The following is a 26562-nucleotide window of genomic DNA, read 5'->3' as shown; positions in this document are numbered from 1 at the left end:
ATGCGCGAGCCTTGTGAAGAGCTTATGTGAGCCCGGCCCAGGACTCCAAGGGGGCCTTCGTCTCGACTTGGGCCTAACCGCCGGTAACTTTCCCGCTGTTCAGCGGAACGTCCGCAATCTGAGACTGTTCGTGACCACGAACACCGAAGAGAAGGCCATCGCGGCCCCCGCGATCATCGGATTGAGTAGCCCCGTGGCGGCCAGCGGCAGCGCCGCCACGTTGTATCCGAAGGCCCACACGAGGTTGCCCTTGATGGTCGACAGCGTCTTCCGGGACAGCCGGATCGCGTCCGCCGCCACCCGCAGATCCCCGCGCACCAGCGTCAGATCGCCGGCCTCGATCGCCGCGTCCGTCCCGGTGCCCATCGCGAGCCCCAGATCGGCCGTGGCCAGCGCGGCCGCGTCGTTCACCCCGTCCCCGACCATGGCGACGACCCGCCCCTCGCCCTGCAGCCGCCGTACGGCGTCCACCTTGTCCTCGGGCAGCACCTCGGCGATCACCTGCTCGATGCCGACCTCCCGCGCCACCGCCTCCGCGACGGCCCGGTTGTCCCCGGTCAGCAGCACCGGCGTCAGCCCCAGCGCGCGCAGCGAACGCACCGCCTCCGCGCTGCTCGGCTTCACCGCGTCCGCGACGGCCACGACACCGCGTGCCACCCCGTCCCAGCCGACCACGACGGCCGTACGACCGCCCCGCTCGGCCTCGTCCTTGGCGCGGGCCAGCTCCTCGGGAAGCGTCGCGGTGTACTCGGCGAGTCGCCCGACGGCCACCTCGCGGCCCTCCACGCGCCCGCGCACGCCGCGACCGGGCACGTTCTCGAACTCCTCGACCTCGGGGAGCCCGCCGACCCGCTCCTCGGCGCCCACGGCGACCGCCCGGGCGACCGGATGCTCGGAGGCGTGCTCGACGGCGCCCGCGAGCCGCAGCACCTCCTTCTCGTCGGCGCCCTGGGCGACGTACACCTGCTGGAGGGTCATACGGCCGGTGGTGACCGTTCCGGTCTTGTCGAGTACGACGGTGTCGACGCGGCGCGTGGACTCCAGTACCTCTGGGCCCTTGATGAGGATGCCGAGCTGGGCGCCGCGGCCGGTGCCGACCATCAGGGCGGTCGGCGTGGCCAGGCCCAGCGCGCACGGGCAGGCGATGATCAGCACCGCGACGGCCGCGGTGAACGCGGACACCGTGTCACCGGTCACGGCCAACCAGACCCCGAAGGTGCCCAGCGCGATGGCCATGACGATCGGCACGAAGACCGCCGAGATGCGGTCGGCGAGGCGCTGCACCTCCGCCTTGCCGTTCTGCGCGTCCTCGACCAGCTTCGCCATCCGCGCGAGCTGTGTGTCGGCGCCCACGCGCGTGGCCTCGACGACCAGCCGTCCGCCGGCGTTCACGGTCGCCCCGGTGACGGTGGAGCCCACCGTCACGTCCACCGGCACCGACTCACCCGTCAGCATCGACGCGTCCACCGCGGACGCGCCCTCGACGACGGTGCCGTCGGTCGCGACCTTCTCGCCGGGGCGTACGACGAAGCGGTCGCCGACGGCCAGCTGGGAGACGGGGACGCGGACCTCGCGGCCGGCGCGCAGCACGGAGACGTCCTTGGCACCCAGTTCCATGAGTGCCCTGAGCGCGGCGCCCGAGCGGCGCTTGGCGCGGGCCTCCAGATAGCGGCCGAGCAGGATGAACGCGACGACCCCGGCGGCCACTTCGAGGTAGATCGTGGACGCGCCGTCCATGCGCGAGACGGTCAGCCGGAACTCGTCGTGCATGCCGGTCATGCCCGCGTCGCCGAAGAACAGCGCCCACAGCGACCAGCCGAACGCGGCCAGCGTGCCGACCGAGACCAGCGTGTCCATGGTCGCGGCGCCGTGCCGGGCGTTCGTCCAGGCGGCCCGGTGGAGGGGCAGGCCGCCCCAGACGACCACGGGCGCGGCGAGGGTGAGCGCGAGCCACTGCCAGTTGTCGAACTGGAGGGCCGGGATCATCGAGAGCAGGATCACGGGGACCGCCAGCAGCGCCGAGACCGTGAACCGCTCGCGGTAGGCGGCGAGTTCGGGGTCCTCATCGGTCGCAGGGGTCTCCTCCGGTACCGGCGGCGCGGGCTCCTCGGCCGTGTACCCCGTCTTCACCACGGTGGCGATCAGGTCGGCGACCTGGATGCCCGCGGGGTAGCTGACCTTCGCCTTCTCCGTCGAGTAGTTCACCGTGGCGGTCACGCCGTCCATGCGGTTGAGCTTCTTCTCGACGCGGGCCGCGCAGGAGGCGCAGGTCATTCCGCCGATCAGCAGCTCGACTTCCGCGGGCTCGGCTATCGGTGACTCTGTGGTCGTGCTGGTCATGTCCGGACTCCAGACATCGGACCGGACCGTACGGATCCAGTATCAGCTGGTCGGCACGGCCCGGTCGAGGAACAGGTTTCAGACCGTGCCGACGAGCTCGAAGCCCGCCTCGTCCACCGCGGCGCGCACCGCGGCCTCGTCGAGCGGGGCCTCGGAGACGACGGTGACCTCGCCGGTGGACGCGACCGCCTTCACCGAGCTGACACCGGGGAGCTCGGAGATCTCGCCGGAGACGGAGCCCTCGCAGTGTCCGCAGCTCATCCCGGTCACCTTGTAGACGGTGGTGACGGAACCCTGGGTGTCGGTCTGGGCGGTCATGTCGTTCTCCTCGTGGAGGCGGGTGGGGCGGACGGGACCCACGATCGGTTCCCGTACTCCCCACACTATACCCCTAGGGGGTATTTCTCCAAGAAGGGTCGCGCCGCGCCGGCCGCCGCTCGGTCGGCCGCGGGATGTATCCCTGGGCGAACAACTGTCCGTCCAGATCCGTTCCGGCCGGCCGCGCCACCAGCCAGATCGCGATGCCGTGCGTCGAGTCCCGGCTCTCCAGCGCGGCGAAACCGAAGCCGACGGTCGCGCCGAGCACCAGTCCCGCGCGCATACCCCGGATCCGTACCTGCCGGCGCAGTACGAGCATCAGCGCGCCCAGCTTCACGGCCTCCTCGATGAGACCGACGCCGACGAACATCCACAGGGAGGGGTGCAGGAGGTAGTACTCCATGACCGAGGTGCCGAGGACCCCGAGCGCGCGTACATGACGAGCGCGGTCAGCACCCACAGCGCGAGCCCGCCGCCCAGGCCGTGTTTCCACAGGCCGGGCCGGATCCGGGGATACGTCGGCGGGGGTTTCTGCGGTCCGGGGGTGCGGGCGCGGGGCGCGCCGGGCGGCGGGGGTGGGGGGTGGGCCACGGCAAATCCACTCGTACTGGTGCAGGGTGGATTTATCGGAACTTTAGGTGGTCGGCGGCGCGGTCGCCCGTCAGGTGGACCGGGCGGTGGTCACCGCTTCCGTGCGGCCGAGGCGGTCGCCGACCAGGGGTTCCAGGTAGCGGATCAGTACGTGCTTCAACTCCCGGACGTAGGCGTCCCGTTCGGCGCCCTCGTGGGCGAGGATCAGCTCCAGGCCCGCCTTGTAGACGCCGAGGCAGACCTGCGCGGTGCGGGTGAGGTCGGCGGGCGGCGCCTCGGGCAGGAAGCTGCCGAGCAGGTCCTCGATCCGGGCGAGCAGCGTCGCGTGCAGGGCGTCGTGCTCCTCGGTGATCCGGCCCGGCATGTCCGGCCCGTGCATCAGTGCGAAGAACACCGGGTGGTCGCAGTTGAAGGCGATGAACCGGTCGACGGCCGCCCCGACCGCCTCCTCGAGCGGGGTCGCGGGGTCGACCGGGGCGAGCGCCTCGCCGTACGTCTCCCGCATCTCGTGCATCAGCCGCTCGCCCAGCTCGATCGCGATCGCTTCCTTGTTCGGGAAGAACTGGTAGAGCGTGCCCGGTGAGACGCCCGCCTCGCGGGCGATCGCGTTGGTGCTGGCGGCGGTGTAGCCGGTGGTGCAGAAGACGTTCGCGGCCGCTTCGAGGAGCTGGGCGATACGGCGCTCGCCGCGGGCCTGGCGGCGCCGCGGCTGTTCCTTCTGCTCGTTCTCGGACACGCGTTATCCCCAGCTCTCCGAACGTCATTGACAAACACGAGTGCTCGCTCGCATTCTGGATCCAGCTGAAACGCGAGCGATCTCTCGTATTTGCACTTTCATGGTGCCACGAAGAAGGGGACACCGCAGGATGACCGAAGTCAACAAGCCCCCGAGGCCCGGAGGCTGGACCCGCTTCGTCACGGCCCGCCCGCGACTGTCCCTGCTCCTGGCCCTGCTCATCACGGCACTCGCCGTGATGGCCGGCAGCGGAGTCGCCGACCGTCTCGGCAGCGGCGGCTGGGAGGACCCGGCCGCCCAGTCGACGTACGCGACCAAGGCCCTGGAGCGCGAGTTCCCGGCCTCCCAGCCGAACCTCCTGCTCCTGGTCGACTCGGGCGACTCCTCGGTCGACGCCCCCGGGGTCGCGGCCGAGGCCGAGCGCCTGACCGCTCGGCTGGCCGGCGAGAAGGGCGTGACGGGCGTCGGCTCCTACTGGCGGTCCAAGTCGCCCGAGCTGCGCGCGAAGGACGGTCACGAGGCGCTGATAGCGGCGCACATCTCGGGAGACGAGAAGGCGGCGGCCGACACCCTGGACCGCATCGCCCCGCACTACCGGGGCACCCACGGCCCGGTGGAGGTCAGGGTCGGCGGCCTGGTCGCGGTGCGCCACGACATGCAGACGATCATCAAGGAGGACCTGGCCAAGGCCGAGATGATCGCCCTCCCGGTGACCCTCGTACTGCTCGTGATGGTCTTCGGCTCGGCGATCGCGGCCCTGCTCCCGCTGGGCATCGGCATCGTCGCGATCATCGGCACGAACGCGGTCCTGCGCGGCCTCACCGAGTTCACGGACGTCTCGGTCTTCGCGATCAACCTGACCACGGCCCTGGGCCTGGGCCTGGCCATCGACTACGCGCTCTTCATCGTCCGCCGCTTCCGAGAGGAACTGACCACAGGGTCCGACCCGTTGACGGCCGTCGGCACCACCCTCCGCACGGCCGGCCGCACGGTCCTCTTCTCGGCCCTGACCGTCGCGGTCTCCCTCGCCGCGATGCTGCTCTTCCCGCAGTACTTCCTGCGCTCCTTCGCGTACGCGGGTATAGCGGTCGTCCTGCTGGCCGCGGCAGCCGCGCTCGTCCTCCTCCCCGCCGCCCTGGTCCTCCTCGGCCACCGGGTCGACTCCCTCGACCTGCGCCGCCTGTTCCGCCGCGGCCGCCCGCCCAGGACCTCCGGCGAGGAGGGCACGACCTGGGCGCGCATGGCCACCCTGGTGATGCGCCGGGCCCCGTTCTTCGCGGTGGCGACGACGACGGTCCTGATCGTCCTGGGCCTACCCTTCCTGGGCGTTAAGTTCGGCACCGCAGACGACCGCCAACTGCCCTCCACCGCCCAGTCGCACGTGGTCCAGCAGCACATCCGCGACGGCTTCCCCGGCAACCCGGGCGGCGGCCTCGAAGTACTGGCGGAAGGAAAGGCGACCCAGGCGCAGTACGCGACCTACAAGAACCGGATAGCGGCCCTGCCCGGAGTCCTCCGCGTGGACGGCCCGCTGGTGAAGGGAGACGCGGCCTACTTCACGGTCCTCCCGAAGGGCGAGTCGGTGGACGACACGGCCCAGCACCTGGTCGGCGAACTGCGCACCACCGACGCCCCCTTCGACACCAAGGTGACCGGCACGGCGGCGGTCCTGGTCGACTCCAAGCACGCGATAGGGGAACGCCTCCCCTGGGCGGCCGCCTTCATAGCGATCGTCACCCTGATCCTGGTCTTCCTCCTGACCGGCAGCGTCCTGATCCCGATCCAGGCGGTGGTCCTGAACGCCCTCAGCCTGACGGCGATGTTCGGCGCCGTGGTCTGGGTCTTCCAGGACGGCCACCTCTCCTCCCTCCTGGGCTTCACCAGCCCCGGCTCGATCGAGACGACCCTCCCGGTCCTGATGTTCTGCGTGGCCTTCGGCCTCTCCATGGACTACGGCGTCTTCCTGCTCTCCCGCATCAAGGAGGAGTACGACAGCACGGGTGACCACAACGAGGCGGTCCGCCACGGCCTGCAACGCACGGGCGGCCTGATCACGGCGGCGGCGGTGATCCTGGCGGTGGTGATGGTGGCGATAGGCACGTCCCGGGTCACCAACACCAAGATGCTGGGCCTGGGCATAGCCCTGGCGGTCCTGATGGACGCGATGATCGTACGGAGCTTGTTGGTACCGGCGGTGATGCGCCTGACGGGCAGGGCGACTTGGTGGGCGCCGGGCCCGCTGCGCAGGTTCCACGAGCGGTTCGGTCTGAGCGAGGGTGAGCAGGAGCGCCCCTTCAGGGGCGCGGGGAACTGCGCGACCAGCCACGACGAACCCGCAGACGAAAACGGCGATGGGATGGCAGATGCGAGCGGTGGTCTTCGAACAATACGGCGAACCGGCTGAGGTACGAGAAGTCACCGACCCTCACCCACCCACCCACGGCGTGGTTGTCCGCGTAGAAGCCACCGGCCTCTGCCGAAGCGACTGGCACGGCTGGCAGGGCCACGACCCCGACATCACCCTCCCGCACGTCCCCGGCCACGAACTCGCAGGCACAGTCGAGTCCGTCGGCCCAGGCGTAGGCAACTGGCACCCCGGCGACCGAGTGACCGTCCCCTTCGTCTGCGCCTGCGGCACCTGCGCGACATGCGCCTCCGGCAACCACCAGATCTGCGAACAGCAGACACAGCCCGGCTTCACCCACTGGGGTTCCTTCGCCCAGTACGTGGCACTGGACCATGCCGACGTGAACCTGGTCGCGATCCCGGACGGCATGTCCTACGCCACCGCCGCCTCCCTGGGCTGCCGTTTCGCAACGGCGTTCAGGGCGGTGGTCCAGCAGGGCAGGGCCGCCGCAGGCGAGTGGGTCGCGGTGCACGGCTGCGGCGGCGTAGGCCTCTCCGCCGTGATGATCGCCGCCGCGTCCGGCGCGAGGGTGGTGGCCGTCGACGTGTCACCCCAAGCCCTGGACCTGGCGCGGAAGTTCGGCGCGACGGAGTGCGTGGACGCGTCGCGGACGCCGGACACGGCCGCGGCGATCCTCGAACTGACCGGCGGCGGCGCCCACTTGTCGCTGGACGCCCTGGGGTCGCCGATCACCTGCACCGCCTCCGTGAACGGCCTGCGCAGAAGGGGCCGGCACGTCCAGGTGGGCCTGCTCCCGTCGGCGGACGGCACGACCCCCGTCCCCATGGCCCGCGCGATCGCCCTGGAGCTGGAGATCCTGGGCAGCCACGGAATGGCGGCGCACACCTACCCGGCGATGCTGGAGCTGGTACGGGCGGGCGTACTGCGACCGGACCTGCTGGTCACCTCCACCATCACCCTGGACGCGACCCCCACCGCGCTGGCCGCGATGGGCACGGCACCTGGAGCGGGGGTGACGGTCATCGAACCCTGGGCCTGAGGTCGACTCGCCGTCGCGACCGTCACCTGGAGACCGGGTCGGACGTCTCCTCCAGGTCGGATGCCCCATCCGGATCGGCGACTTCCACCCCGCGGACCCGGCGCCGCGAGGGCACCGACGCCGGCACTGGCACTGCCGCCGGCACCAGATGCGCCGCGCCCCCGCGCAGCTTCTCGCAGGTCTCCTCGTGCTCCCGTTCGGGCCGGGACTGCCCGACGATCCCCGCGCTGGCCTGGACTCCCCGGCCCTGTGGCTCTACACCTCCGGCACCACCGGCACCCCCAAGGCCGCCATGCACCGGCACACCTGCATCCGCTTCGTCGCCGAGCACTACGGCGAACAGGTCCTCGGCCCGCGCCCGAGGACCGCTGCTTCTCCGTCGCCAAGCTCTTCTTCGCAGACGGCATCGGGAACTCCTGCTTCTTCCCGCTCGCCGTGAGCGCGGCCGCCGTACTCGACCCGGCCCCGGGCCGCCCGATCCACAGAGCACCCATGACGAACGGGTGCCGGCGCCGCAGCGCACAGGCACCCGAAGTCGTCCTCGTCCGAATCCTCGTCAGTCCTCTCTGCGCCCGCGGTTGCCAGGCCGGGACGCCACCCACTTCCGCACGGTGTCGGCGTACCAGAAGGGCTTGCCGCCCTCGACGTGGTCGGGCGGGGGCAGCAGCCCGTGCTTGCGGTAGGAGCGCACGGTGTCGGGCTGCACCTTGATGTGCGCCGCGATCTCCTTGTAGGACCAGAGCCGTCGGTCGGTCATGGGCTGCACCTCCCTGCGCGCACCGCGGGGGCGGCCGGGGGGTGGCCGTCGGGGGAGCCGGGCGCTGCGCTGGCGATCACAAAGCGTGTGCCCCGTGAACGACGGAGAGTGAGGGCAGGTCAGGGCCTGTGCACGGGGTGTGACGCAGGACCCGCGTACACGCGACATGTGTGACACAAGGGGGGCGTTTGTGACACGAGTGCAGCAAGGGCGTACGCGGGCTCAAAGGCGCGGCGCGTTGACATTCAAGGCGAGACGGTCCGGCGAGGTGGGCCGGACCCGCTGCGCCGGGCCCGGCCCACCGGCTCCCCCGCCCCCCTTGGCTGTGCTGTGGCCGTGGGAGACCGCTGTCCGGGGATCAACCGGCCGGACGACGATCAGCGTGCACGGACCGCACCCGGCCGGTCTTGGAGAAAACCGCACTCCGGGCAGACGTGAGCAAGAGGCTCGTGGCCTCCCCTGCCATCCGGTCGGCGGCCGGCACCCCGGGCTGCGAGACCGGCGCGACACCCCGGGCCATGGTGAACTCGCGCGGGGTGCAGCCGGTCATCGTGCGGAACTCCCCGCTGAGATGAGCCTGGTCGTAGAACCCGCACATGGCCGCGGTCTCCGCCTGCCCGTGCCCCGCCGCCAGCAGCCGCCGCGCCCGCTGCAACCGCAGCACCCGGGCCGCGACCTTCGGCCCCAGTCCGATCTGCTCCCGGAACCGGTTCTCCAACTGCCGTACGCTCCACCCCACTTCATCGGCGAGCGACCGCACCGGAACGGCACCCCAGGTCCGTACGAGTTCCGACCAGGCGGCCACCACGCGCCCCGAACTGGGGGTCCCGGCCTCGGACCACCGCACCAACACGTCATCGAGCAGCCCGAACCGCTGCTCCCAGGTGGGCAGGGAGGCGAGCGCCGTGGAGAGTTCACGGACACTGCTGTTCCGCCGGGTCCCCAGTGCATGGGGCAGATCATCGGGATCGATGGTCCGGTCGATGACCTCGTACAAGGGAGTCCCGAAGAGCCCGAAGGACGCCCAGGGAGTCATCAACACCTCGATCCCCGACAACCGCCCATTGTGTTCGCCGAGCGCGGGGGTGGTCGTGGGCCCGGCGAACACGGACACGAGAGTCGCCGGGGGCCGACCCATGCGGGTGACAGTGACCGGCTCCTCGAACCCGAGCAACAGGGTCGCGGCCCCGATGGGAGCCTCCAACCGCCGCCGGGGCCGGTCCAGGCGGAGCCGCAGCCCGCGATAACTGATCACGCCGGGCCGCAACCGAGGATCGGGCCGGGCAAGCACGGTCTCCCAGGACCCCCAGGCCCCTTGTCCCGACCTGCGTCGCACAGCTTCCGACATGCACTTATAGTCCTACGCCCACAGGGAGGCGCCTAGGGGCGCGGGACAGTATCAATTTGCGGCTCCGCCGCGCGGGCGCGACAAGCCCCCACGCACCCGCAGCCGAACTACGCCCCGCAGGACCTCAAAAACGCCCGAGTCCGCTGAGCAATCGGCAACGGCTTGTCCGGCGCACAGGGATACATGTCCTGCTCGACGATCGCGAACAGATCCACGTCCAGCCGCCCCGCAGCCTCCAGCACGGGCCCCAACGCGGGCACACCGGCAGGCGGCTCACACATCACACCCTGCGCAACAGCGGGCCCGAACGGCGTTCCCTTCGCCCGCACGTCCGCCAGGATCTCCGGATCCACCTGCTTCAGATGCAGATACCCGATCCGGGACCCGTACGTCTCGATCAGCTTGACGCTGTCCCCACCGCAGTACGCGTAGTGCCCCGTGTCCAGACACAGCGACACGAGCGAGGAATCCGTCGCGTCCAGGAACCGTACGACGTTCTCCTCGCTGTCGATGTGCGTGTCCGCGTGCGGGTGGACGACGATCTGAAGGCCGTACTCCTCCTGCACCCGCTGCCCCAGCCGCTCGGTCAGCGAGCTGAGATTGCGCCACTGCTCCGGCGTCAGCGTGTCGGACTCCAGCACCTCGCCCGTCTTGTCGTCCCGCCAGAACGACGGGATCACGACCAGATGCTTCGCCCCCATGGCCTGCGCGAGCACCGCGTTGTCGGCGACGTGCGCCCACGTCTTGTCCCACACGGACTCGCCGTGGTGCAGCCCCGTGAAGACGGTCCCGGCCGACACCTTCAGCCCCCGGCGCGTGACCTCCTCGGTCAGCACCGCGGGATCCGTCGGCAGGTACCCGTAAGGGCCAAGCTCGATCCACTCGTACCCGGAGCCGGCCACCTCGTCGAGGAACCGCTGCCAGGGGACCTGCTGGGGATCGTCGGGGAACCACACACCCCAGGAGTCGGGAGCCGACCCGATCCGGATGCGGGACAGTGAGGACTGGGGCGCGGGTGCGTTCATGGCGGCCAGCCTCCGCGGCAGCGGTAAGCGCTGTCAAGGTCTCGTCCGAATGTCTGGACAAAACATTGACAGGGCTCGGGGCTCGGGACTACAAACGCGGGGGAGAGCCGTAACGAAGGGAAGTCGATGGCGTACGACCTGATCACCATGGGACGGATCGGGGTGGACCTGTATCCGCTCCAGACCGGTGTCCCATTGCCGCAGGTGACGAGCTTCGGCAAGTTCCTCGGCGGCTCGGCCAGCAACGTCGCGGTCGCCGCGGCCCGCCTCGGCCGCCGCACCGCGGTCATCACCCGCACCGGCGACGACCCCTTCGGCGCCTACCTGCACGAGGCCCTCCAGGGCTTCGGCGTGGACGACCGCTGGGTCACCCCGGTCCCGGGCCTGCCCACCCCGGTCACCTTCTGCGAGATCTTCCCGCCGGACGACTTCCCGCTGTACTTCTACCGGCAGCCCAAGGCCCCGGACCTGGAGATCGACGCCCACGAGCTGGACCTCGACGCCGTCCGGGACGCCCGTATCTTCTGGGTCACCGGCACCGGCCTGAGCGAGGAGCCCAGCCGTACGGCGACGCTCGCGGCCCTCGCCCACCGGGCCAAGGCCGGCACGACGGTCTTCGACCTCGACTGGCGCCCGATGTTCTGGCGGGACCCGGACTCGGCCCGCCCCTTCTACACCGAGGCCCTGCGCCACACCACCGTCGCGGTCGGCAACCTCGACGAGGTGGAGGTCGCGACTGGTGTCCGCGAACCGCAGGCCGCGGCGCAGGCGCTGCTGGACGCCGGTGTCGAGCTCGCGGTCGTCAAGCAGGGCCCCAAGGGCGTCCTCGCCGTCAACAGCAAGGGCGAGTCGGCCGAGGTGCCACCCCTTCCGGTGAACGTCCTCAACGGCCTCGGCGCCGGCGACGCCTTCGGCGGCTCCCTCTGCAACGGCCTCCTGGAGGGCTGGGACATCGAGACGATCATGCGGCACGCCAACGCGGCCGGCGCGATCGTCGCCTCCCGCCTGGAGTGCTCCTCCGCGATGCCGACCCCGGACGAGATCGAAGCCGCCCTCAAGGCCGGAGCGGTCCTGTGAGGGCCGGCCGGGTCCACGGGGCCGGGGACGACGAGACGGGCGGCACGGATACGGCCGTGACGCCCACGGCGCCGAAGAGCGTCGACGTCGGTGAACTGGTCCGCCTGCGCGCCCAGCGCCCCGAGGCCGTCGCCGAGGCCGCCGCCCGCCGCACCCGCAGACCGCTGCTCGGCGACTCCGGCCGCCTGATGATCGTCGCCGCCGACCACCCGGCCCGCGGCGCGCTCGGCGTCGGCGACCGCAAGTTCGCCATGGCCAACCGCGCCGACCTGCTGGAACGCCTCTGCCTGGCGCTCTCCCGCCCCGGCGTGGACGGCGTCCTCGCGACCGCCGACATCCTCGACGACCTGCTGCTGCTCGGCGCCCTGGACGGCAAGGTCGTCATGGGCTCCATGAACCGCGGCGGCCTCCAGGGCGCCAGCTTCGAACTCGACGACCGCTTCACCGGCCACCGCGCCGAGGACATCGAGCGGTTCGGCTTCGACGCCGGCAAGCTGCTCGTCCGTATCGACTACGACGACCCGGGCTCCCTCACCACCCTGGAGTCCACCGCCCGCGCCATCGACGACATGGCCGCGCGCAGACTCCCCCTGTTCGTCGAGCCGTTCATCAGCCGCCGCACCGACGAGGGCAAGCTGAAGAACGACCTCTCCGCCGAGGCCGTCACCAAGTCCATCGCCATCGCCAGCGGGTTGGGCGGCACCTCCGCCTACACCTGGCTGAAGCTCCCCGTCACCGAGAACCCCGACGACATGGCTGAGGTCATGGAGACGTCCACCCTCCCCGCCGTGCTGCTGGGCGGCGAGGTCGGTGACGACCAGGACGGCGCGTACGAGAAGTGGCGCGGCGCCCTCCAACTCCCCACCGTGCGCGGCCTGGTGGTCGGACGTTCGCTGCTGTACCCGGCGGACGGCGACGTGGCCGCCGCCGTGGACACCGCCGTAGGACTGCTGTGAGGGCCGCATGAGCAGTACGGAGCTGTACATTCCGCGAGGCGCCACCACCGACGCCAACTACGTGCTCGACGTCGACCCCAAGAAGGCCGGCTGGGAGTACTCGAGTCTGCGCGTCGTCGAGCTGGGGCCGGACGGCACCCACACCTTCACCACCGGTGACAGCGAGTGGATCGTGCTTCCGCTGGAAGGCGGATGTACCGTGCAAATAGCGGATGAACGGTTCCAACTCCTGGGCAGGGAAAGCGTGTTCGCGTCGGTCACCGACTTCGCGTACGCACCCCGGGACACCCAGGTCCAGATCGCCTCCGGCGCGGGAGGCCGCTTCGCCCTGGCAGGAGCGAAGTGCGAGCGACGACTCCCCGCCCGCTACGGCCCCGCGCCGGAGGTCCCCGTCGAAGAGCGCGGCAGCGGCACGCAGTTGCGGCACGTCCGCAACTTCGCCTCTGCCGACGCCTTCGACTGCGCCAAGCTGATCGCCGTCGAGGTCATCACCCCTGGCGGCAACTGGTCCTCGTATCCGCCGCACAAGCACGACGAGCACCGGCCGGGCGTGGAAGCCGAGTTGGAGGAGATCTACTACTTCGAGGTCGACGGCCCGAACGGTTTCGGCTATCAGCGCGTATCTCCCTCCCGTGAGGGCGGATCCGACGTCCTCGCCGAGGTCCGCTCCGGCGACGCCGTCCTCGTCCCCGACGGATGGCACGGCCCGTCCATCGCCCAGCCCGGCCACGACATGTACTACCTGAACGTCATGGCGGGACCGGGTGAGACGCGGGAGTGGCGGATCTGCTTCCACCCGGACCACACGGAGGGTTACCGATGACGACCTCGACGACGAGGCTCACGGTCGCGCAGGCGCTCGTCCGCTTCCTGTCCGCCCAGTACACCGAACGCGACGGCGTACGGCGGCGGTTGATCGACGCCACCTGGGGCATCTTCGGCCACGGCAACGTGGCGGGCATCGGCCAGGCGCTCATCGAGTACGCGGATGTCATGCCGTACCACCAGGGCCGCAACGAACAGTCCATGGTCCACGCGGCAGTCGGCTACGCGCGACAGTCGGGCCGCCTCTCCGCCCACGCGGTGACGACCTCCATCGGCCCGGGCGCCACCAACCTCGTCACGGGCGCCGCCCTCGCCACGATCAACCACCTCCCGGTCCTGCTCCTCCCCGGCGACGTCTTCGCCACCCGCCCCGCCGACCCGGTCCTCCAGCAGCTCGAAGTCCCGTACGCCGGCGACGTGTCGGTCAACGACAGCCTGCGCCCGGTGTCGAGGTACTTCGACCGGATCAACCGCCCCGAGCAGCTGATCCCTTCGGCCCTCCAGGCGATGCGGGTGTTGACCGACCCCGTCGAGACCGGCGCCGTGACTCTGGCTCTGCCACAGGACGTTCAGGCCGAGGCCCACGACTGGCCGGACGAGTTCTTCGCCGAGCGCACTTGGGCGGTACGACGTCCAGGTGCCGATCCGGCCGAACTCGCCGAGGCCGTGCGGGCGATCAGGGACGCGCGGCGGCCGCTGGTCGTCGCGGGCGGCGGCGTCCACCACAGCCGGGCCGAGGAGGTCCTCGCCGAGTTCGCGGAGACCACCGGGATACCCGTCGCCTCCACCCAGGCCGGCAAGGGCTCCCTGCGGCACGACCACGCCCAGGACGTCGGCGGGATCGGGCACACCGGCACGGCGACCGCGAACGAACTCGCCCGCACCGCCGACCTGGTGATCGGGGTGGGGACGAGGTACACCGACTTCACCACCGCCTCCGGCACCCTGTTCACCGGCGACGGAGTCCGCTTCCTCAACCTCAACATCGCGCCCTTCGACGGCCACAAGCTGGCCGGGGCGCCGCTGATCGCGGACGCGCGCAGCGGCCTCGCCGAGCTGACCCAGGCGCTGGAGGTTCACGAGCACCGGGTCGACGCCTCCTATGTCGCCGAGTACACGGAGGACAAGGAGCGCTGGGAGCAGCGCGTCGACGCCTGTTACGAGGCCGACGAACCGGACGTACGCCCGACGCAGCCGCAGGTGCTGGGCGCCCTCGACGCCCTGGTGGACGAGAGCGACATCATCATCAACGCGGCCGGTTCCCTCCCCGGCGACCTGCACAAGCTGTGGCGGGCGCGCTCGCGGGACCAGTACCACCTGGAGTACGGCTACTCCTGCATGGGCTACGAGATCCCGGCCGCGATCGGCGTGAAGCTGGCCGCCCCCGAGCGCAATGTCTGGGCGCTGGTCGGCGACGGCACCTACCTGATGATGCCGACCGAGATCGTGACCGCCGTGCAGGAGGGCATCGCGATCAAGGTCCTGCTGATCCAGAACCACGGGTACGCGTCCATCGGCGGGCTGTCCGAGTCGGTCGGCGGCGAGCGCTTCGGCACCGCCTACCGCTACCAGTCCGACGACGGCACGTACACCGGTGCCCCACTGCCCGTGGATCTCGCCGCCAACGCGGCCAGCCTGGGCATGCGGGTGCTGCGCGCGAAGACCGTCTCGGACCTGCGCGAGGCGCTCGCCGAGGCCCGCGCGACCGACACGCCCACATGTGTCTACGTCGAGACCGAAACGGCCGACACTGTGTCGGGCCCGCCACCGGCGCAGGCCTGGTGGGATGTACCTGTGGCCGAGACCGCGACCCGACCGTCGGCGGTCAAGGCACGTGAGCTGTACGAACGGCACGTCTCTACCCGACGCCGCCATCTGTAAAAGGAGTAACTGGGCATGACGAAGATCGTCAACCACTGGATCGGCGGCAAGACCGTCGAAGGCGCGTCGGGGAACTACGGGCCGGTCACCGACCCGGCGACCGGCGCGGTCACCACGAACGTCGCGTTCGCCTCGGTGGAGGAGGTGGACTCGGCGGTACAGGCCGCCAAGGACGCCTTCGCCTCCTGGGGCACCTCCTCGCTCGCCAAGCGGACCACCATCCTCTTCAGGTTCCGGGCGCTGTTGGAGGCGAACCGGGACGCGATCGCCGAGCTGATCACCGCCGAGCACGGCAAGGTGCACTCCGACGCGCTGGGCGAGGTCGCGCGCGGCCTGGAGATCGTGGATCTGGCCTGCGGGATCACCGTGCAGCTGAAGGGCGAGCTGTCGACCGAGGTGGCCAGCCGGGTGGACGTCTCGTCCATCCGCCAGCCGCTGGGTGTGGTGGCGGGTATCACGCCGTTCAACTTCCCGGCGATGGTCCCGATGTGGATGTTCCCGATCGCCATCGCGACCGGCAACACCTTCGTGCTCAAGCCGTCGGAGAAGGACCCGTCGGCGTCGATCAAGATTGCCGAGCTGCTTGCCGAGGCGGGTCTGCCGGACGGTGTCTTCAACGTTGTACACGGTGACAAGGTGGCCGTGGACCGCCTGCTGGAGCACCCGGACGTCAAGGCGGTCTCCTTCGTCGGCTCGACCCCGATCGCCCGCTACATCCACACCACGGCTGCCGCCAACCACAAGCGTGTGCAGGCGCTGGGCGGTGCCAAGAACCACATGCTGGTCCTCCCGGACGCCGACCTGGACGCGGCCGCCGACGCGGCGGTCTCCGCGGCCTACGGCTCCGCGGGCGAGCGCTGCATGGCCATCTCGGCCGTGGTCGCGGTCGGCTCCATCGGCGACGAGCTGGTCGACAAGATCCGCGAGCGCGCCGAGAAGATCAAGATCGGCCCGGGCAACGACCCGGCCTCCGAGATGGGCCCGCTGATCACGAAGGTGCACCGCGACAAGGTGGCCTCCTACGTCTCCGGTGCCGCCGCCGAGGGCTGCGAGGTCGTCCTGGACGGCACCGGTTACACGGTCGAGGGCTTCGAGGACGGCCACTGGATCGGCATCTCGCTGCTCGACAAGGTCCCGACCTCGGCGAAGGCCTACCAGGACGAGATCTTCGGCCCCGTCCTGACCGTCCTGCGCGTCGACACCTACGAGGAGGGCCTGGCGCTGATCAACGCCTCCCCCTTCGGCAACGGCACCGCGATCTTCACCCGGGACGGCGGCGCCGCCCGCCGCTTCCAGCTGGAGGTCGAGGCCGGCATGGTCGGCGTGAACGTCCCGATCCCGGTCCCCGTCGGCTACCACAGCTTCGGCGGCTGGAAGGACTCGCTCTTCGGCGACCACCACATCTACGGCAACGACGGCACGCACTTCTACACCCGCGGCAAGGTCGTCACCACCCGCTGGCCCGACCCGGCGGACGCCCCCTCCGGCGTCGACCTGGGCTTTCCGCGCAACCACTGAGCGTGACCTGATGCCCTGACGGGGCCGTCCGATATACGGACGGCCCCATTTTTTTATGCCCCCGCGCTGCGGTTACCGCACCCCCGAAAGTCGCTCGTTGTTGGCCTTGACGCAACGTTAACGCGCGGGAAAGGGCCTTTCGGCAACGAATTCCGAAGACCAAAGGCCATTGACGCACCGGTTTTCGTCGGGGTTCCATTCAAGCGCCGGGAGCGGACGAAGACACCCAGAACGCGATCCGCCGGAGGCGATAGCGCTCCCGAGCCTCACCCTCAGTTCCACGAGTCGATCGGACCCAGCCGCATGACCGACACGCTCCGCCCTGTCGCCACCGACGTCGCAGAGGCAGCGGACAGCAGTCCCCAGAAGCTCAAGCGCTCCATCGGGGTGGTCGGCGGGACCCTGCTGACCCTCTCGTGCGTGACGCCCGCCTCCACGCTGTTCGTGGTCGTCCCGGACCTGTTCGGCTCCCTCGGCACCGCCACCGCCCTGACGATCGCCATCGGCTCCCTCCTCTGTATCGCCGTGGCGTTCTGCTACTCGGAGCTGGGCACCCTCATCCCCAGCGCGGGCGGCGAGTACGCCATGGTCTCGACGATGGCCGGCCGCCTCGCCGGCTGGCTCGTCTTCGTCCTCTCCCTCCTGGTCGTGATGATCGTCCCGCCGGTGATCGCGATGGGCACGGCGGACTACCTCGCCCCGGTCGTGCACCTCGACCCGTCGATCGCGGGCGCCGGCGTGATGCTCCTGGCGACCCTCGCGGGCCTGCTCGACCTGCGCGCCAACGCCTGGATCACCGGCATCTTCCTGGTCCTGGAGGTCATCGCGGCGGGCGTGGTCGCGGTCCTGGGCTTCGCGCACAGCGAGCGCGGCCTCGGCAGCCTCACCTCGATGCAGGTGACCGGCTCGAACGGCCACACGGACACGGTCACCGCCATGCTGGTCGTCTCCGGCCTGGCGATCGCCCTCTTCGTCACCCAGGGCTTCTCGACCGCGGTCTACCTCTCCGAGGAACTGGAGCACCCGCGCCGCAACGTCGCCCGTACCGTCCTGGCCACCCTCGCCATCTCCACGGTGATCATCCTGGTCCCGGTGGTCGCGATCACCATGGGCGCCTCGGACCTCGCCACCCTCACCGGCGGCGACATCAGCTCCATGGTCACCGCCTGGTCCAACTCCGCGGTCGGCACCTTCGTCAGCCTCTGCGTGGCCCTCGCGATCATCAACGCGGGCATCGTCATGGTCATCCAGAACTCCCGCGTCCTGTTCGCCTCGGCCCGCGACAAGGCCTGGCCCCAGCCGGTCAACAACGTCTTCTCGAAACTCGGCCGCTTCGGCTCCCCCTGGGTCGCCACCCTCGCGGTGGGCGTCCCCGGCGCCCTCCTGTGCTTCGTCAACCTCGACACCCTCTACGGCGTCACAGGCGTCTCGGTGACGGGCATGTACCTCCTGGTGGCGGTGGCGGCCCTCCTCTCCCGCCGCGGCACCCACAAGCACACCCCCGCGTGGCGCATGCCCCTGTGGCCGGCGATGCCGATCGTGCTGATCGCTGTCCTGGCGTACATCCTCAGCCAGCAGGAGACGAGCTACCTCCTGTGGACGGGCGGCATCACGGCGGCGGCGACCCTGTACTGGGCCCTGTATCTCCGCCCGCGCCGCGAGACGCGCTGGCTGGTGTCGATCCCCGAGGACGCCCAGGCATAGCTCTTCCTACCGCGCCTGGTGTACGTGCCGAGTGGTCCGTACGCCCGTGGGAGGTCCGGGGGTTCAACCCGGGGGCTGCATCGGTTGTCGGTGGCGGCCCGTACCGTTGATGCATGGATCTTCGACTGCCCCGTCTGCGAGGGCTGCTGCGGAGGCCCCGGAGGCTGCTGGCCGCCGGGGCCGCCGTCGTCGTACTCGCGGGCGCGGGGACGTGGACGGCCGTCGCCTCGGACGGCAAGGCCCCGGTGCACCGGACGGACCGAGTCATGGCCATCGACGGCGTGCACATCGACACCTCGTACTTCACGTCCGGCTCAAGCGGCCGCAGGCCCGCCGTCCTCCTCGCCCACGGCTTCGGCGGCACCAAGGACGACGTTCGCGAGGAGGCCCAGGACCTGGCCAGAGACGGCTACGCGGTCCTCACCTGGTCCGCCCGCGGCTTCGGCAGGTCCACCGGGAAGATCGGCCTGAACGACCCCAAGGGCGAGGTCGAGGACGTCTCCAAGCTCATCGACTGGCTCGCCGAGCAGCCCCAGGTCCAGCTCGACAAGCCCGGCGACCCGCGCGTGGGCGTCGCCGGTGCCTCGTACGGCGGCGCGATCTCCCTCCTCGCGGCCGGCTACGACCACCGCGTGGACGCCATCGCCCCGGCGATCACCTACTGGAACCTCGCCGACGCCCTGTTCCCGAACGGCGTGTTCAAGAAGCTGTGGGCCGGCATCTTCATCAACTCCGGTGGCGGCTGCGACAAGTTCGAACCGCAGCTGTGCCGGATGTACGAGCGCGTCGCCGAGTCGGGCAAACCGGATGCCGCCGCACGCGCGGAGCTGGAGTCCCGCTCTCCGTCGGCCGTCGGCGACCGCATCAAGGTGCCCACACTCCTGATCCAGGGCCAGACCGACTCCCTCTTCCCGCTCGGCCAGGCGGACGCGGCCGCGAAGGCGATCCGCGCCAACGGCGCCCCCGTCGACGTCGACTGGATCGCCGGCGGGCATGACGGCGGCGACCTGGAGACCAGCCGCGTCCAGTCACGCGTGCAGTCCTGGTTCGACCGCTACCTCAAGGACGACAAGGCCACCGACACCGGCCCGGCCTTCCGCATCACCCGCACCGGAGGCGTCGACTCCACCGACGGCGCGGCCCTGCTGCGCGGCGCGAGCGACGGCACCTACCCGGGCCTGGAGAGCGGCGTGAAGTCCTTCGCCCTCGCCGGCCGCGAACAGGACTTCGCCAACCCGCCCGGCGCCAGCCCACCCGCCGTCTCCGCCCTGCCCGGCCTCGGCGGCGGCGGCCTCGCCCAGCTGTCCTCGCTCGGCGTCGGCGTCTCGCTCGACTTCCCCGGCCAGTACGCCCAGTTCGACTCGGCCCCGCTCACCCGCGGCCTGCGCATCACCGGCTCGCCGACGGTCACGGTCCACGTGAAGTCCACGACCGACGACGCCGTCCTGTTCGCCAAGGTGTACGACGTCGGATCCGTCGGCACGACCCCGGTACTGCCCTCCCAACTGGTCGCCCCCGTCCGCATCGAGGGCGCGAAGGCCGGCAAGGACGTCACCCTCACCCTCCCGGCCATCGACCACGAGGTGGAGCAGGGCCACCACCTGCGCCTGGTCCTCGCCTCCACCGACCTCGGCTACGCCTCCCCGGCCGCCCCGGCGACATACACCGTCTCCCTCAAGGGCGACCTGAAGGTCCCCACGGCCCCCGGTGTGACGACCGCGGCCGCCCCACTGCCCTCCTGGGTCTGGTGGCTCCCCCTGGCCGGCGCCCTGGTCGCCCTGGCCCTCCTCCTGACCAGCCGCCGCCGCACGACCACGGCCCCGCCCCCCGACCCGGCCCTCGCCGAAGTCCCGCTCCAGATCACGGACCTGAGCAAGCGGTACGCGAAGTCGGCGGACCGTTACGCGGTCCGGGACCTCTCCTTCCGCGTGGAGAAGGGCCAGGTCCTGGGCCTGCTGGGCCCGAACGGCGCGGGCAAGACGACCACCCTCCGCATGCTGATGGGCCTGATCAAACCCGACGCCGGCGAGATCCGCGTCTTCGGCCACGCGATCCGCCCCGGCGCCCCGGTCCTGTCCCGGGTCGGCGCGTTCGTGGAGGGCGCGGGCTTCCTCCCGCACCTCTCCGGCCGCGAGAACCTGGACCTGTACTGGCAGGCGACGGGCCGCCCGCCCGAGGACGCGCACATGGAGGAGGCCCTGGAGATCGCCGGTCTCGGCGACGCCCTGGCGCGCGCGGTCCGCACCTACTCCCAGGGCATGCGCCAACGCCTGGCCATCGCCCAGGCCATGCTCGGCCTCCCGGATCTCCTGATCCTCGACGAACCGACCAACGGCCTGGACCCGCCCCAGATCCGCGAAATGCGAGAGGTGATGATCCGCTACGCGGCAGCAGGCCGCACGGTCATCGTCTCCAGCCACCTCCTGGCCGAGGTGGAACAGTCCTGCACCCACTTGGTGGTCATGGACCGAGGCCGCCTGGTCCAGGCAGGCCAGGTGAGCGAGATCATCGGCTCGGGCGACACTCTGCTGGTCGGCCTGGCGACGGAGATCTCAGACCCGCTGCTGGAAAAGGTGGCGACCCTACCGGGCGTCGAATCGGCAACCCGAACCGACGGCGGCCTGCTGGTTCGGTTGGCTGCGACGTCCCTCAGGGGCGCGGGGAACTGCGCGACAAGCCACGACGAACCCGCAGACGCACCACAACACTCCGAGGCACTCACAGAGCGCACAAACGCAGCTGCCCTCCTAGTAGAACTCGTACGCCTGGAGATCCCAGTCGCCTCCCTCACCCCCCACCGCCGCCTCGAAGACGCCTTCCTGACCCTGATCGGAGGCTCCGCATGACCACCACCACACTCACCGAACGCACCGAAACAGCCTCCGGCTACAAGCCCACCCACACCCTCCCCCTCCGCGTGGAGCTGGCCCGCCAGCTGAAACGCCGCCGCACCCTGGTCATGGCCGGCATCCTCGCCGCCCTCCCCTTCGTCCTGCTGATCGCCTTCGCCATCGGCGGCACCCCGAACGGCCGCAACAACACCATCACCCTGATGGACACGGCCACCGCCTCCGGCGCCAACTTCGCCGCCGTCAACCTCTTCGTGTCGGCCGGCTTCCTCCTGGTCATCCCCGTCGCCCTGTTCTGCGGAGACACCGTCGCCTCGGAGGCCGGCTGGTCCTCCCTGCGCTATCTCCTCGCCGCCCCCGTCCCACGCGCCCGCCTCCTGTGGTCCAAGCTCGTCGTCGGCCTGGGCCTCAGCCTCGCCGCGATGATCCTGCTGCCGCTGGTCGCGCTCGCCGTAGGCACGGCGGCCTATGGCTGGGGCCCCCTCCAGATCCCCACCGGCGGCTCCCTGGACTCCGGCACGGCGGCCCAGCGCCTGCTGATCGTCGTGGCGTACATCTTCGTGTCCCAACTGGTCACCGCGGGCCTGGCGTTCTGGCTGTCGACGAAGACGGACGCCCCGCTCGGCGCGGTCGGCGGCGCGGTCGGCCTGACCATCGTCGGCAACGTCCTGGACGCCGTCACGGCCCTCGGCCACTGGCGCGACTTCCTGCCCGCGCACTGGCAGTTCGCGTGGGCGGACGCCGTCCAGCCCAATCTTCAGTGGTCCGGCATGATCCAGGGCACGGCGATTTCCATAACGTACGCACTCGTGCTGTTCGCCCTGGCCTTCCGCGGTTTCGCCCGCAAGGACATCGTCTCCTAGGTCAACGGAGGATCTCCCACCGGTCTCGACGGGCCATGATCGTGGCCGCTTCGAGATCCATCCGCAACGGTCCGTCACGCACGTTCCGGCCCCCCGCGCCGTCACAGTCACAGACGGCGACGTCCGTCGACCTACGTCAATCGACAAAGGGGGCACGGAAGATGGACCAGCGCGACCGAACACCCGAGCCGGGCACACCGCTCCGCCGCCGACGGCTGTGCGCCGCCCTCCTCGCCCTCACGGCGACGGGTGGCCTGCTCCTCACGGCGTGCAGCGCGAGCGACAACAGCAGCAGCTCCGCGGACCGTTCGAACAGGACCGGCGGCCTCCCGGCGCCGGCGCCGGACGCCACCTCGGCCGACGGGCAGCGCAGCATCACCGGCGACGAGAGCCGCTCACCCTCCGCCGACTACCTCTCCACCTTCGCCCTCGACGTGGACACCGCCTCCTACGGCTACGCCCGCCGCGCCCTGAACGACGGCCACCTGCCCGACCCGTCGACGGTCCGCCCGGAGGAGTTCGTCAACAGCTTCCGCCAGGACTACGAACGCCCCGACGGCAACGGCTTCACGGTCACCGTCGACGGCGCCCGTACCGACAGGTCCAGTTGGTCCCTGGTCCGAGTCGGCCTCGCCACCCGCGCCGCAGAGTCGGCCGACGACCGCCCGCCCGCAGCCCTCACCTTCGTCGTCGACGTCTCCGGCTCCATGGCCGAACCCGGCCGCCTCGACCTCGCGAAGAAGTCCCTCGACACCATGACGGACAAGCTCCACGACGACGACTCGGTCGCCCTGGTCACCTTCAGCGACAAGGCGAGGACGGTCCTGCCGATGACCCGCCTCGGCGACCACCGCGGCCGGGTCCACGACGCGATCGACGAACTGGAGACCCAGGACTCGACCAACCTGGGCGCGGGCGTCGACAAGGGGTACGCCACCGCCGCCGAGGGCCTGCGCGAGGGCGCCACCAACCGGGTGGTGCTCATCTCCGACGCCCTCGCCAACACCGGCGACACGGACGCCGACTCGATCCTCGAACGCGTCTCGCGCGAGCGCCGCGACCACGGCATCACCCTCTTCGGCGTGGGCGTCGGCAGCGACTACGGCGACGCCCTGATGGAACGCCTCGCCGACAAGGGCGACGGCCACACCGCCTACGTCTCGAACGACGCCGACGCCCGCAAGGTCTTCGTCGACCAGCTCCCGCAGAACATCGACCTCACCGCCCGCGACGCCAAGGCCCAGGTCGCCTTCGACCCCGAGACGGTCGCCGAGTTCCACCTCGTCGGCTACGAGGACCGCAAGGTCGCCGACGAGGACTTCCGCGACGACAACGTCGACGGCGGCGAGGTCGGCCCAGGTCACACGGTCACCGCCGTCTACGCCGTCCGCACCCGCCCCGGCGCCGACGGCCACCTCGCCACGGCGAGCGTCCGCTGGCTCGACCCCGACAGCCGCGCCCCGCACGAGGAGTCCGGCCAGCTGGAGACCGGCGACCTGCACGACGACGTCTGGACCGCACCGACCCGCTTCCAAGTCACCGCGGTGGCCGCCTACTTCGCCGACACCCTGCGCACCCACGACTCCGAGGCCGACAACGTGGGCTCCCTCCCCGGCAACCCCGGCCTCGACGAACTCGCCGAACACGCCCACGCGTTGGCGAACAGGACCGAGGACAAGGACGTCGACGACCTCGCCGAGGCCATCGACGAGGCGAGCCTCATGAAATGAGCCGTTCCCCATTGACGATTCCTTACCAGCGAGTAAGTTGTCCTGCCTGTCAGAGCCGACTGGGAGCCGTCATGGGCGTACGCAAGGATCTGCAACGGGCGAAACAGCGCGCCGACCTGGCGGCCCGCACCCGGGTCGAGGTCGTCAGGGACGAGCACGGCGTGGTGCGCGAGGCCCGCACCGCGCCGATGGCGCAGCGGCCCACCACCGGCAGCATCGCCGACCTCCCGTACACCAACGCGGCCGAGGCGCCGGACGCGGTGGTGCTGCGCCGTAAGCAACAGGGCACCTGGCAGCCCGTCACCGCCGCGGCCTTCGCCGATGAAGTCACCGCCGTCGCCAAGGGGTTGATCGCCTCCGGCCTCGAACCGGGCGGCCGGGTCGCCGTGATGTCCCGCACCCGCTACGAGTGGACGGTCCTCGACTTCGCGATCTGGGCGGCCGGCGGCCAGACCGTCCCCGTCTACGCCACCTCCTCCGCCGACCAGGTCGAGTGGATCGTCCGCGACTCGGGCGCCCGTTACGTCGTGACCGAGACCGCCGAGAACGCGGACACGGTGACCACCGCCACCGCCCGCCACCAAGACCCGCCCCGCATCTGGCAGTTGGACGCCGGCGCCCTCACCCGCCTCGCCCAACTCGGCCTGGACGTCCCGGACGAGGAGGTCACCAAGCGCCGTACCGCCCTCACCCCCGACACCATCGCGACCATCTGCTACACCTCCGGCACCACCGGCAAGCCGAAGGGCTGCGTCCTCACCCACGCCAACCTGCACGCCGAGGCCGCCAACACGGTCGAGCTGCTCCACCCCATTTTCAAGGAGGTCACCCGCCAGACCGCCTCCACCCTCCTCTTCCTCCCGCTCGCCCACATCCTCGGCCGCACCCTGCAGATCGCCTGTCTGATGGCCCGGATCGAGATCGGCCACTGCCCGAGCATCAAGCCCGACGAACTCCGGCCCGCCCTCAAGGAGTTCCGCCCGACCTTCCTGGTCGGCGTCCCGTACCTCTTCGAGAAGATCCACGACACCGGCCGCGCGACCGCCGAGAAGATCGGCCGCGGCGCCTCCTTCGACCGCGCGGACCGCATCGGCGTCCGCTTCGGACAGGCGTACCTGAACAGGTTCCTGGAGACCGGCAAGGGCCCCACCCCGGCCCTCTACGCCGCCTGGGCCCTGTACGACCTGCTGGTCTACCGCCGCGTCCGCAAGGAACTCGGCGGCCGCATGCGCTACGCGATCAGCGGCGGTTCCCCGCTCGACCGCAACCTCAACCTGTTCTTCTACGCCGCGGGGATCATCGTCTACGAGGGCTACGGCCTGACCGAGACCTCCGCCGCCGCCACCATCGTCCCGCCCCTGAAACCCCGCCCCGGCACCGTCGGCCAGCCGGTCCCCGGCACGGCGGTCCGTATCGCCGAGGACGGCGAGGTGCTGATCAAGGGCGGCATCGTCTTCGGCGCCTACTGGAACAACCCGGCCGCCACCGACGCCGTACTCCGGGACGACTGGTTCGCCACCGGCGACCTCGGCGCGCTGGACGAGGACGGCTACCTCACCATCACCGGCCGCAAGAAGGACATCATCGTCACCTCCGGCGGCAAGAACGTCGCCCCGGCCGTCCTGGAGGACCGGATGCGCAGTCGCTCACCGGTCGGCCAGTGCCTGGTCGTCGGCGACAACCGCCCCTTCGTGGCCGCCGTGATCACCCTCGACCCCGAGGCGGTCGCCCACTGGCTGTCCGTGCGCAGGCTCCCCGCCGAGACCCCGATGTCCGTGGTGGTACGGGACCTCCGCATCCGCGCCGAGGTGCAGAAGGCCGTGGACTACGCCAACGAGGCCGTCTCGCGCGCCGAGTCGATCCGCGCGTTCGCCCTGGTCGAGGGCGAGTTCAACGAGGAGAACGGGCTGCTGACCCCGTCCCTGAAGGTCAAGCGCCATGCCGTGCACGCGGTGTACGCGGACGAGATCGAGGCGCTGTACAAGAAGTAGCCCGGCATACGGGCGCACGGAAAAGCGGGCCGCCGAGGTGCTCGGCGACCCGCTTCCGCGGTGCTGCTGAGGTCAGCTGCCCTGGGCGCCGTTGCCCGACAGGACCGGGATGTTGTCCAGGATGTGCGACAGCGGCTCGTCGCCCTTGGCCTGGGTGGAGTTCTCGGTGCACTGCTGGTTCTGCGGGGCCGACAGGACCGGGATGTCCTGGACGCCGACGTTGACCAGGGCGAGGATGGACTGGGCGTTCACCTTCGCGGGCAGGCCGATGCAGGGCTTGTTGAGCGTGCCCTGGACGAGCGAGAGCTGGGGGCTCATGTCGCCGTGGGTGGCCTGGTTGCCGTACTTCTGGACGGCACCGTTGCCGTTGGTGGTGGTGACGCCGTCGTCGTTGCCGATGGCCATCGCCGGGGCGGCCGTGGCACCGACGACGGAGGCAGCGACGGCCGCGGCGGCCAGCAGCTTCTTCATGTTTCGTTCCCTTTCGGAGAGCGGACCCCGTTGCAGAGCCGCGTTTTGATCAACCCGCGCCGACCGGTTTGGTTGCGCTGTTTGCCCCGTTCGGCCTATCGCGTACTAAAAAGTGACGATGTTGAAGGCGGGCCGGCGAGCCGTCCGCGCAAAGCAGGCAGCGATGAAGGCATGC

Annotated in this window: 21 protein-coding genes; 13 read left to right on the top strand and 8 right to left on the bottom strand. The window is 70.6% G+C overall.

The genetic code is table 11. The features are described from left to right. Positions 1 to 99: 99 nt before the first annotated feature. The 4 genes from ACQEWB_RS17655 to ACQEWB_RS17640 all read right to left on the bottom strand — a co-directional run bounded on the left by ACQEWB_RS17655 (position 100) and on the right by ACQEWB_RS17640 (position 3985). Positions 100 to 2340 (bottom strand): heavy metal translocating P-type ATPase, encoded by a 2241-nt coding sequence (locus ACQEWB_RS17655; protein ID WP_432831969.1) that lies wholly within the window; start codon positions 2338 to 2340, stop codon positions 100 to 102. A 78-nt stretch (positions 2341 to 2418) separates the two neighbouring features. Beyond that, the gene (locus ACQEWB_RS17650) at positions 2419 to 2658 is read right to left on the bottom strand and encodes a heavy-metal-associated domain-containing protein (RefSeq protein WP_432831967.1); all 240 of its coding nucleotides are present in this window, start codon (positions 2656 to 2658) and stop codon (positions 2419 to 2421) included. A 73-nt stretch (positions 2659 to 2731) separates the two neighbouring features. Further along, positions 2732 to 3118 (bottom strand): PrsW family glutamic-type intramembrane protease, encoded by a 387-nt coding sequence (locus ACQEWB_RS17645; protein WP_432831965.1) that lies wholly within the window; start codon positions 3116 to 3118, stop codon positions 2732 to 2734. A gap of 201 nt (positions 3119 to 3319) precedes the next feature. Further along, positions 3320 to 3985 carry a TetR/AcrR family transcriptional regulator gene (locus ACQEWB_RS17640; protein WP_432831963.1) on the bottom strand — a complete coding sequence of 222 codons (666 nt, stop codon included), beginning with the start codon at positions 3983 to 3985 and terminating at the stop codon, positions 3320 to 3322. 130 nt (positions 3986 to 4115) lie between these two features. On the opposite strand from ACQEWB_RS17640, the gene ACQEWB_RS17635 reads away from it, so the two are divergent. From ACQEWB_RS17635 to ACQEWB_RS17625, 3 genes are all read left to right on the top strand, one after another. Beyond that, the gene (locus tag ACQEWB_RS17635; protein ID WP_432831961.1) at positions 4116 to 6389 is read left to right on the top strand and encodes an MMPL family transporter; all 2274 of its coding nucleotides are present in this window, start codon (positions 4116 to 4118) and stop codon (positions 6387 to 6389) included. Continuing rightward, positions 6349 to 7392 (top strand): zinc-dependent alcohol dehydrogenase family protein, encoded by a 1044-nt coding sequence (locus tag ACQEWB_RS17630; RefSeq protein ID WP_432843869.1) that lies wholly within the window; start codon positions 6349 to 6351, stop codon positions 7390 to 7392. The genes ACQEWB_RS17635 and ACQEWB_RS17630 overlap by 41 nt, the downstream gene beginning before the upstream one ends. Before the next feature lie 187 nt (positions 7393 to 7579). Next, complete coding sequence (locus tag ACQEWB_RS17625; RefSeq protein ID WP_432831959.1) at positions 7580 to 7831, top strand: AMP-binding protein; 252 nt, start codon at positions 7580 to 7582, stop codon at positions 7829 to 7831. Between the two features lie 117 nt (positions 7832 to 7948). Here the strand turns inward: ACQEWB_RS17625 and ACQEWB_RS17620 are convergent, their stop codons facing one another. The 3 genes from ACQEWB_RS17620 to ACQEWB_RS17610 all read right to left on the bottom strand — a co-directional run bounded on the left by ACQEWB_RS17620 (position 7949) and on the right by ACQEWB_RS17610 (position 10522). Further along, positions 7949 to 8149, bottom strand: coding sequence for a helix-turn-helix transcriptional regulator (locus tag ACQEWB_RS17620; protein ID WP_432831957.1), 201 nt, complete (start codon positions 8147 to 8149; stop codon positions 7949 to 7951). Between the two features lie 358 nt (positions 8150 to 8507). Further along, positions 8508 to 9497 (bottom strand): helix-turn-helix domain-containing protein, encoded by a 990-nt coding sequence (locus ACQEWB_RS17615; RefSeq protein ID WP_432831955.1) that lies wholly within the window; start codon positions 9495 to 9497, stop codon positions 8508 to 8510. Between the two features lie 107 nt (positions 9498 to 9604). Further along, entirely contained in the window at positions 9605 to 10522 is a 918-nt protein-coding gene (locus ACQEWB_RS17610) for a sugar phosphate isomerase/epimerase family protein (RefSeq protein ID WP_432831953.1), read from the bottom strand. 126 nt (positions 10523 to 10648) lie between these two features. Between ACQEWB_RS17610 and iolC the strand changes: the two genes are divergently transcribed. The 10 genes from iolC (at position 10649) to ACQEWB_RS17560 (ending at position 25916) form a co-directional block, all read left to right on the top strand. Next, positions 10649 to 11599: a 5-dehydro-2-deoxygluconokinase gene (gene iolC / locus ACQEWB_RS17605; RefSeq protein ID WP_432831951.1), complete on the top strand. Its 951-nt coding sequence runs from the start codon at positions 10649 to 10651 to the stop codon at positions 11597 to 11599. Between the two features lie 56 nt (positions 11600 to 11655). Then, on the top strand, positions 11656 to 12555 hold the full coding sequence (locus ACQEWB_RS17600; protein ID WP_432843867.1) for a Cgl0159 family (beta/alpha)8-fold protein: 900 nt from the start codon (positions 11656 to 11658) through the stop codon (positions 12553 to 12555). Between the two features lie 7 nt (positions 12556 to 12562). Beyond that, positions 12563 to 13378 carry a 5-deoxy-glucuronate isomerase gene (gene iolB / locus ACQEWB_RS17595; protein ID WP_432831949.1) on the top strand — a complete coding sequence of 272 codons (816 nt, stop codon included), beginning with the start codon at positions 12563 to 12565 and terminating at the stop codon, positions 13376 to 13378. Further along, complete coding sequence (gene iolD / locus ACQEWB_RS17590; protein WP_432831947.1) at positions 13375 to 15261, top strand: 3D-(3,5/4)-trihydroxycyclohexane-1,2-dione acylhydrolase (decyclizing); 1887 nt, start codon at positions 13375 to 13377, stop codon at positions 15259 to 15261. The genes iolB and iolD overlap by 4 nt, the downstream gene beginning before the upstream one ends. Positions 15262 to 15276: 15 nt before the next feature. Next, the gene (gene mmsA, locus ACQEWB_RS17585) at positions 15277 to 16779 is read left to right on the top strand and encodes a CoA-acylating methylmalonate-semialdehyde dehydrogenase (protein ID WP_432831945.1); all 1503 of its coding nucleotides are present in this window, start codon (positions 15277 to 15279) and stop codon (positions 16777 to 16779) included. A 303-nt stretch (positions 16780 to 17082) separates the two neighbouring features. Beyond that, entirely contained in the window at positions 17083 to 18483 is a 1401-nt protein-coding gene (locus ACQEWB_RS17580) for an APC family permease (RefSeq protein WP_432831944.1), read from the top strand. Between the two features lie 113 nt (positions 18484 to 18596). Beyond that, positions 18597 to 21329, top strand: a complete 2733-nt coding sequence (locus tag ACQEWB_RS17575; RefSeq protein WP_432831942.1) for a CocE/NonD family hydrolase — start codon at positions 18597 to 18599, stop codon at positions 21327 to 21329. Further along, positions 21326 to 22195 (top strand): ABC transporter permease, encoded by an 870-nt coding sequence (locus ACQEWB_RS17570; RefSeq protein ID WP_432831940.1) that lies wholly within the window; start codon positions 21326 to 21328, stop codon positions 22193 to 22195. Before ACQEWB_RS17575 ends, ACQEWB_RS17570 begins: the two co-directional genes overlap by 4 nt. 161 nt (positions 22196 to 22356) lie before the next feature. Then, complete coding sequence (locus ACQEWB_RS17565) at positions 22357 to 23925, top strand: YfbK domain-containing protein (protein ID WP_432831938.1); 1569 nt, start codon at positions 22357 to 22359, stop codon at positions 23923 to 23925. A 71-nt stretch (positions 23926 to 23996) separates the two neighbouring features. Next, positions 23997 to 25916 carry an AMP-dependent synthetase/ligase gene (locus ACQEWB_RS17560; protein WP_432831936.1) on the top strand — a complete coding sequence of 640 codons (1920 nt, stop codon included), beginning with the start codon at positions 23997 to 23999 and terminating at the stop codon, positions 25914 to 25916. Between the two features lie 72 nt (positions 25917 to 25988). Here the strand turns inward: ACQEWB_RS17560 and ACQEWB_RS17555 are convergent, their stop codons facing one another. Then, positions 25989 to 26387: a rodlin gene (locus ACQEWB_RS17555; RefSeq protein WP_432831934.1), complete on the bottom strand. Its 399-nt coding sequence runs from the start codon at positions 26385 to 26387 to the stop codon at positions 25989 to 25991. Positions 26388 to 26562: the final 175 nt, after the last annotated feature.

The organism is Streptomyces sp. CA-249302 (assembly GCF_050936785.1).
GTDB lineage: Bacteria > Actinomycetota > Actinomycetes > Streptomycetales > Streptomycetaceae > Streptomyces.
This window is presented reverse-complemented; position numbering and strand designations above follow the sequence as displayed.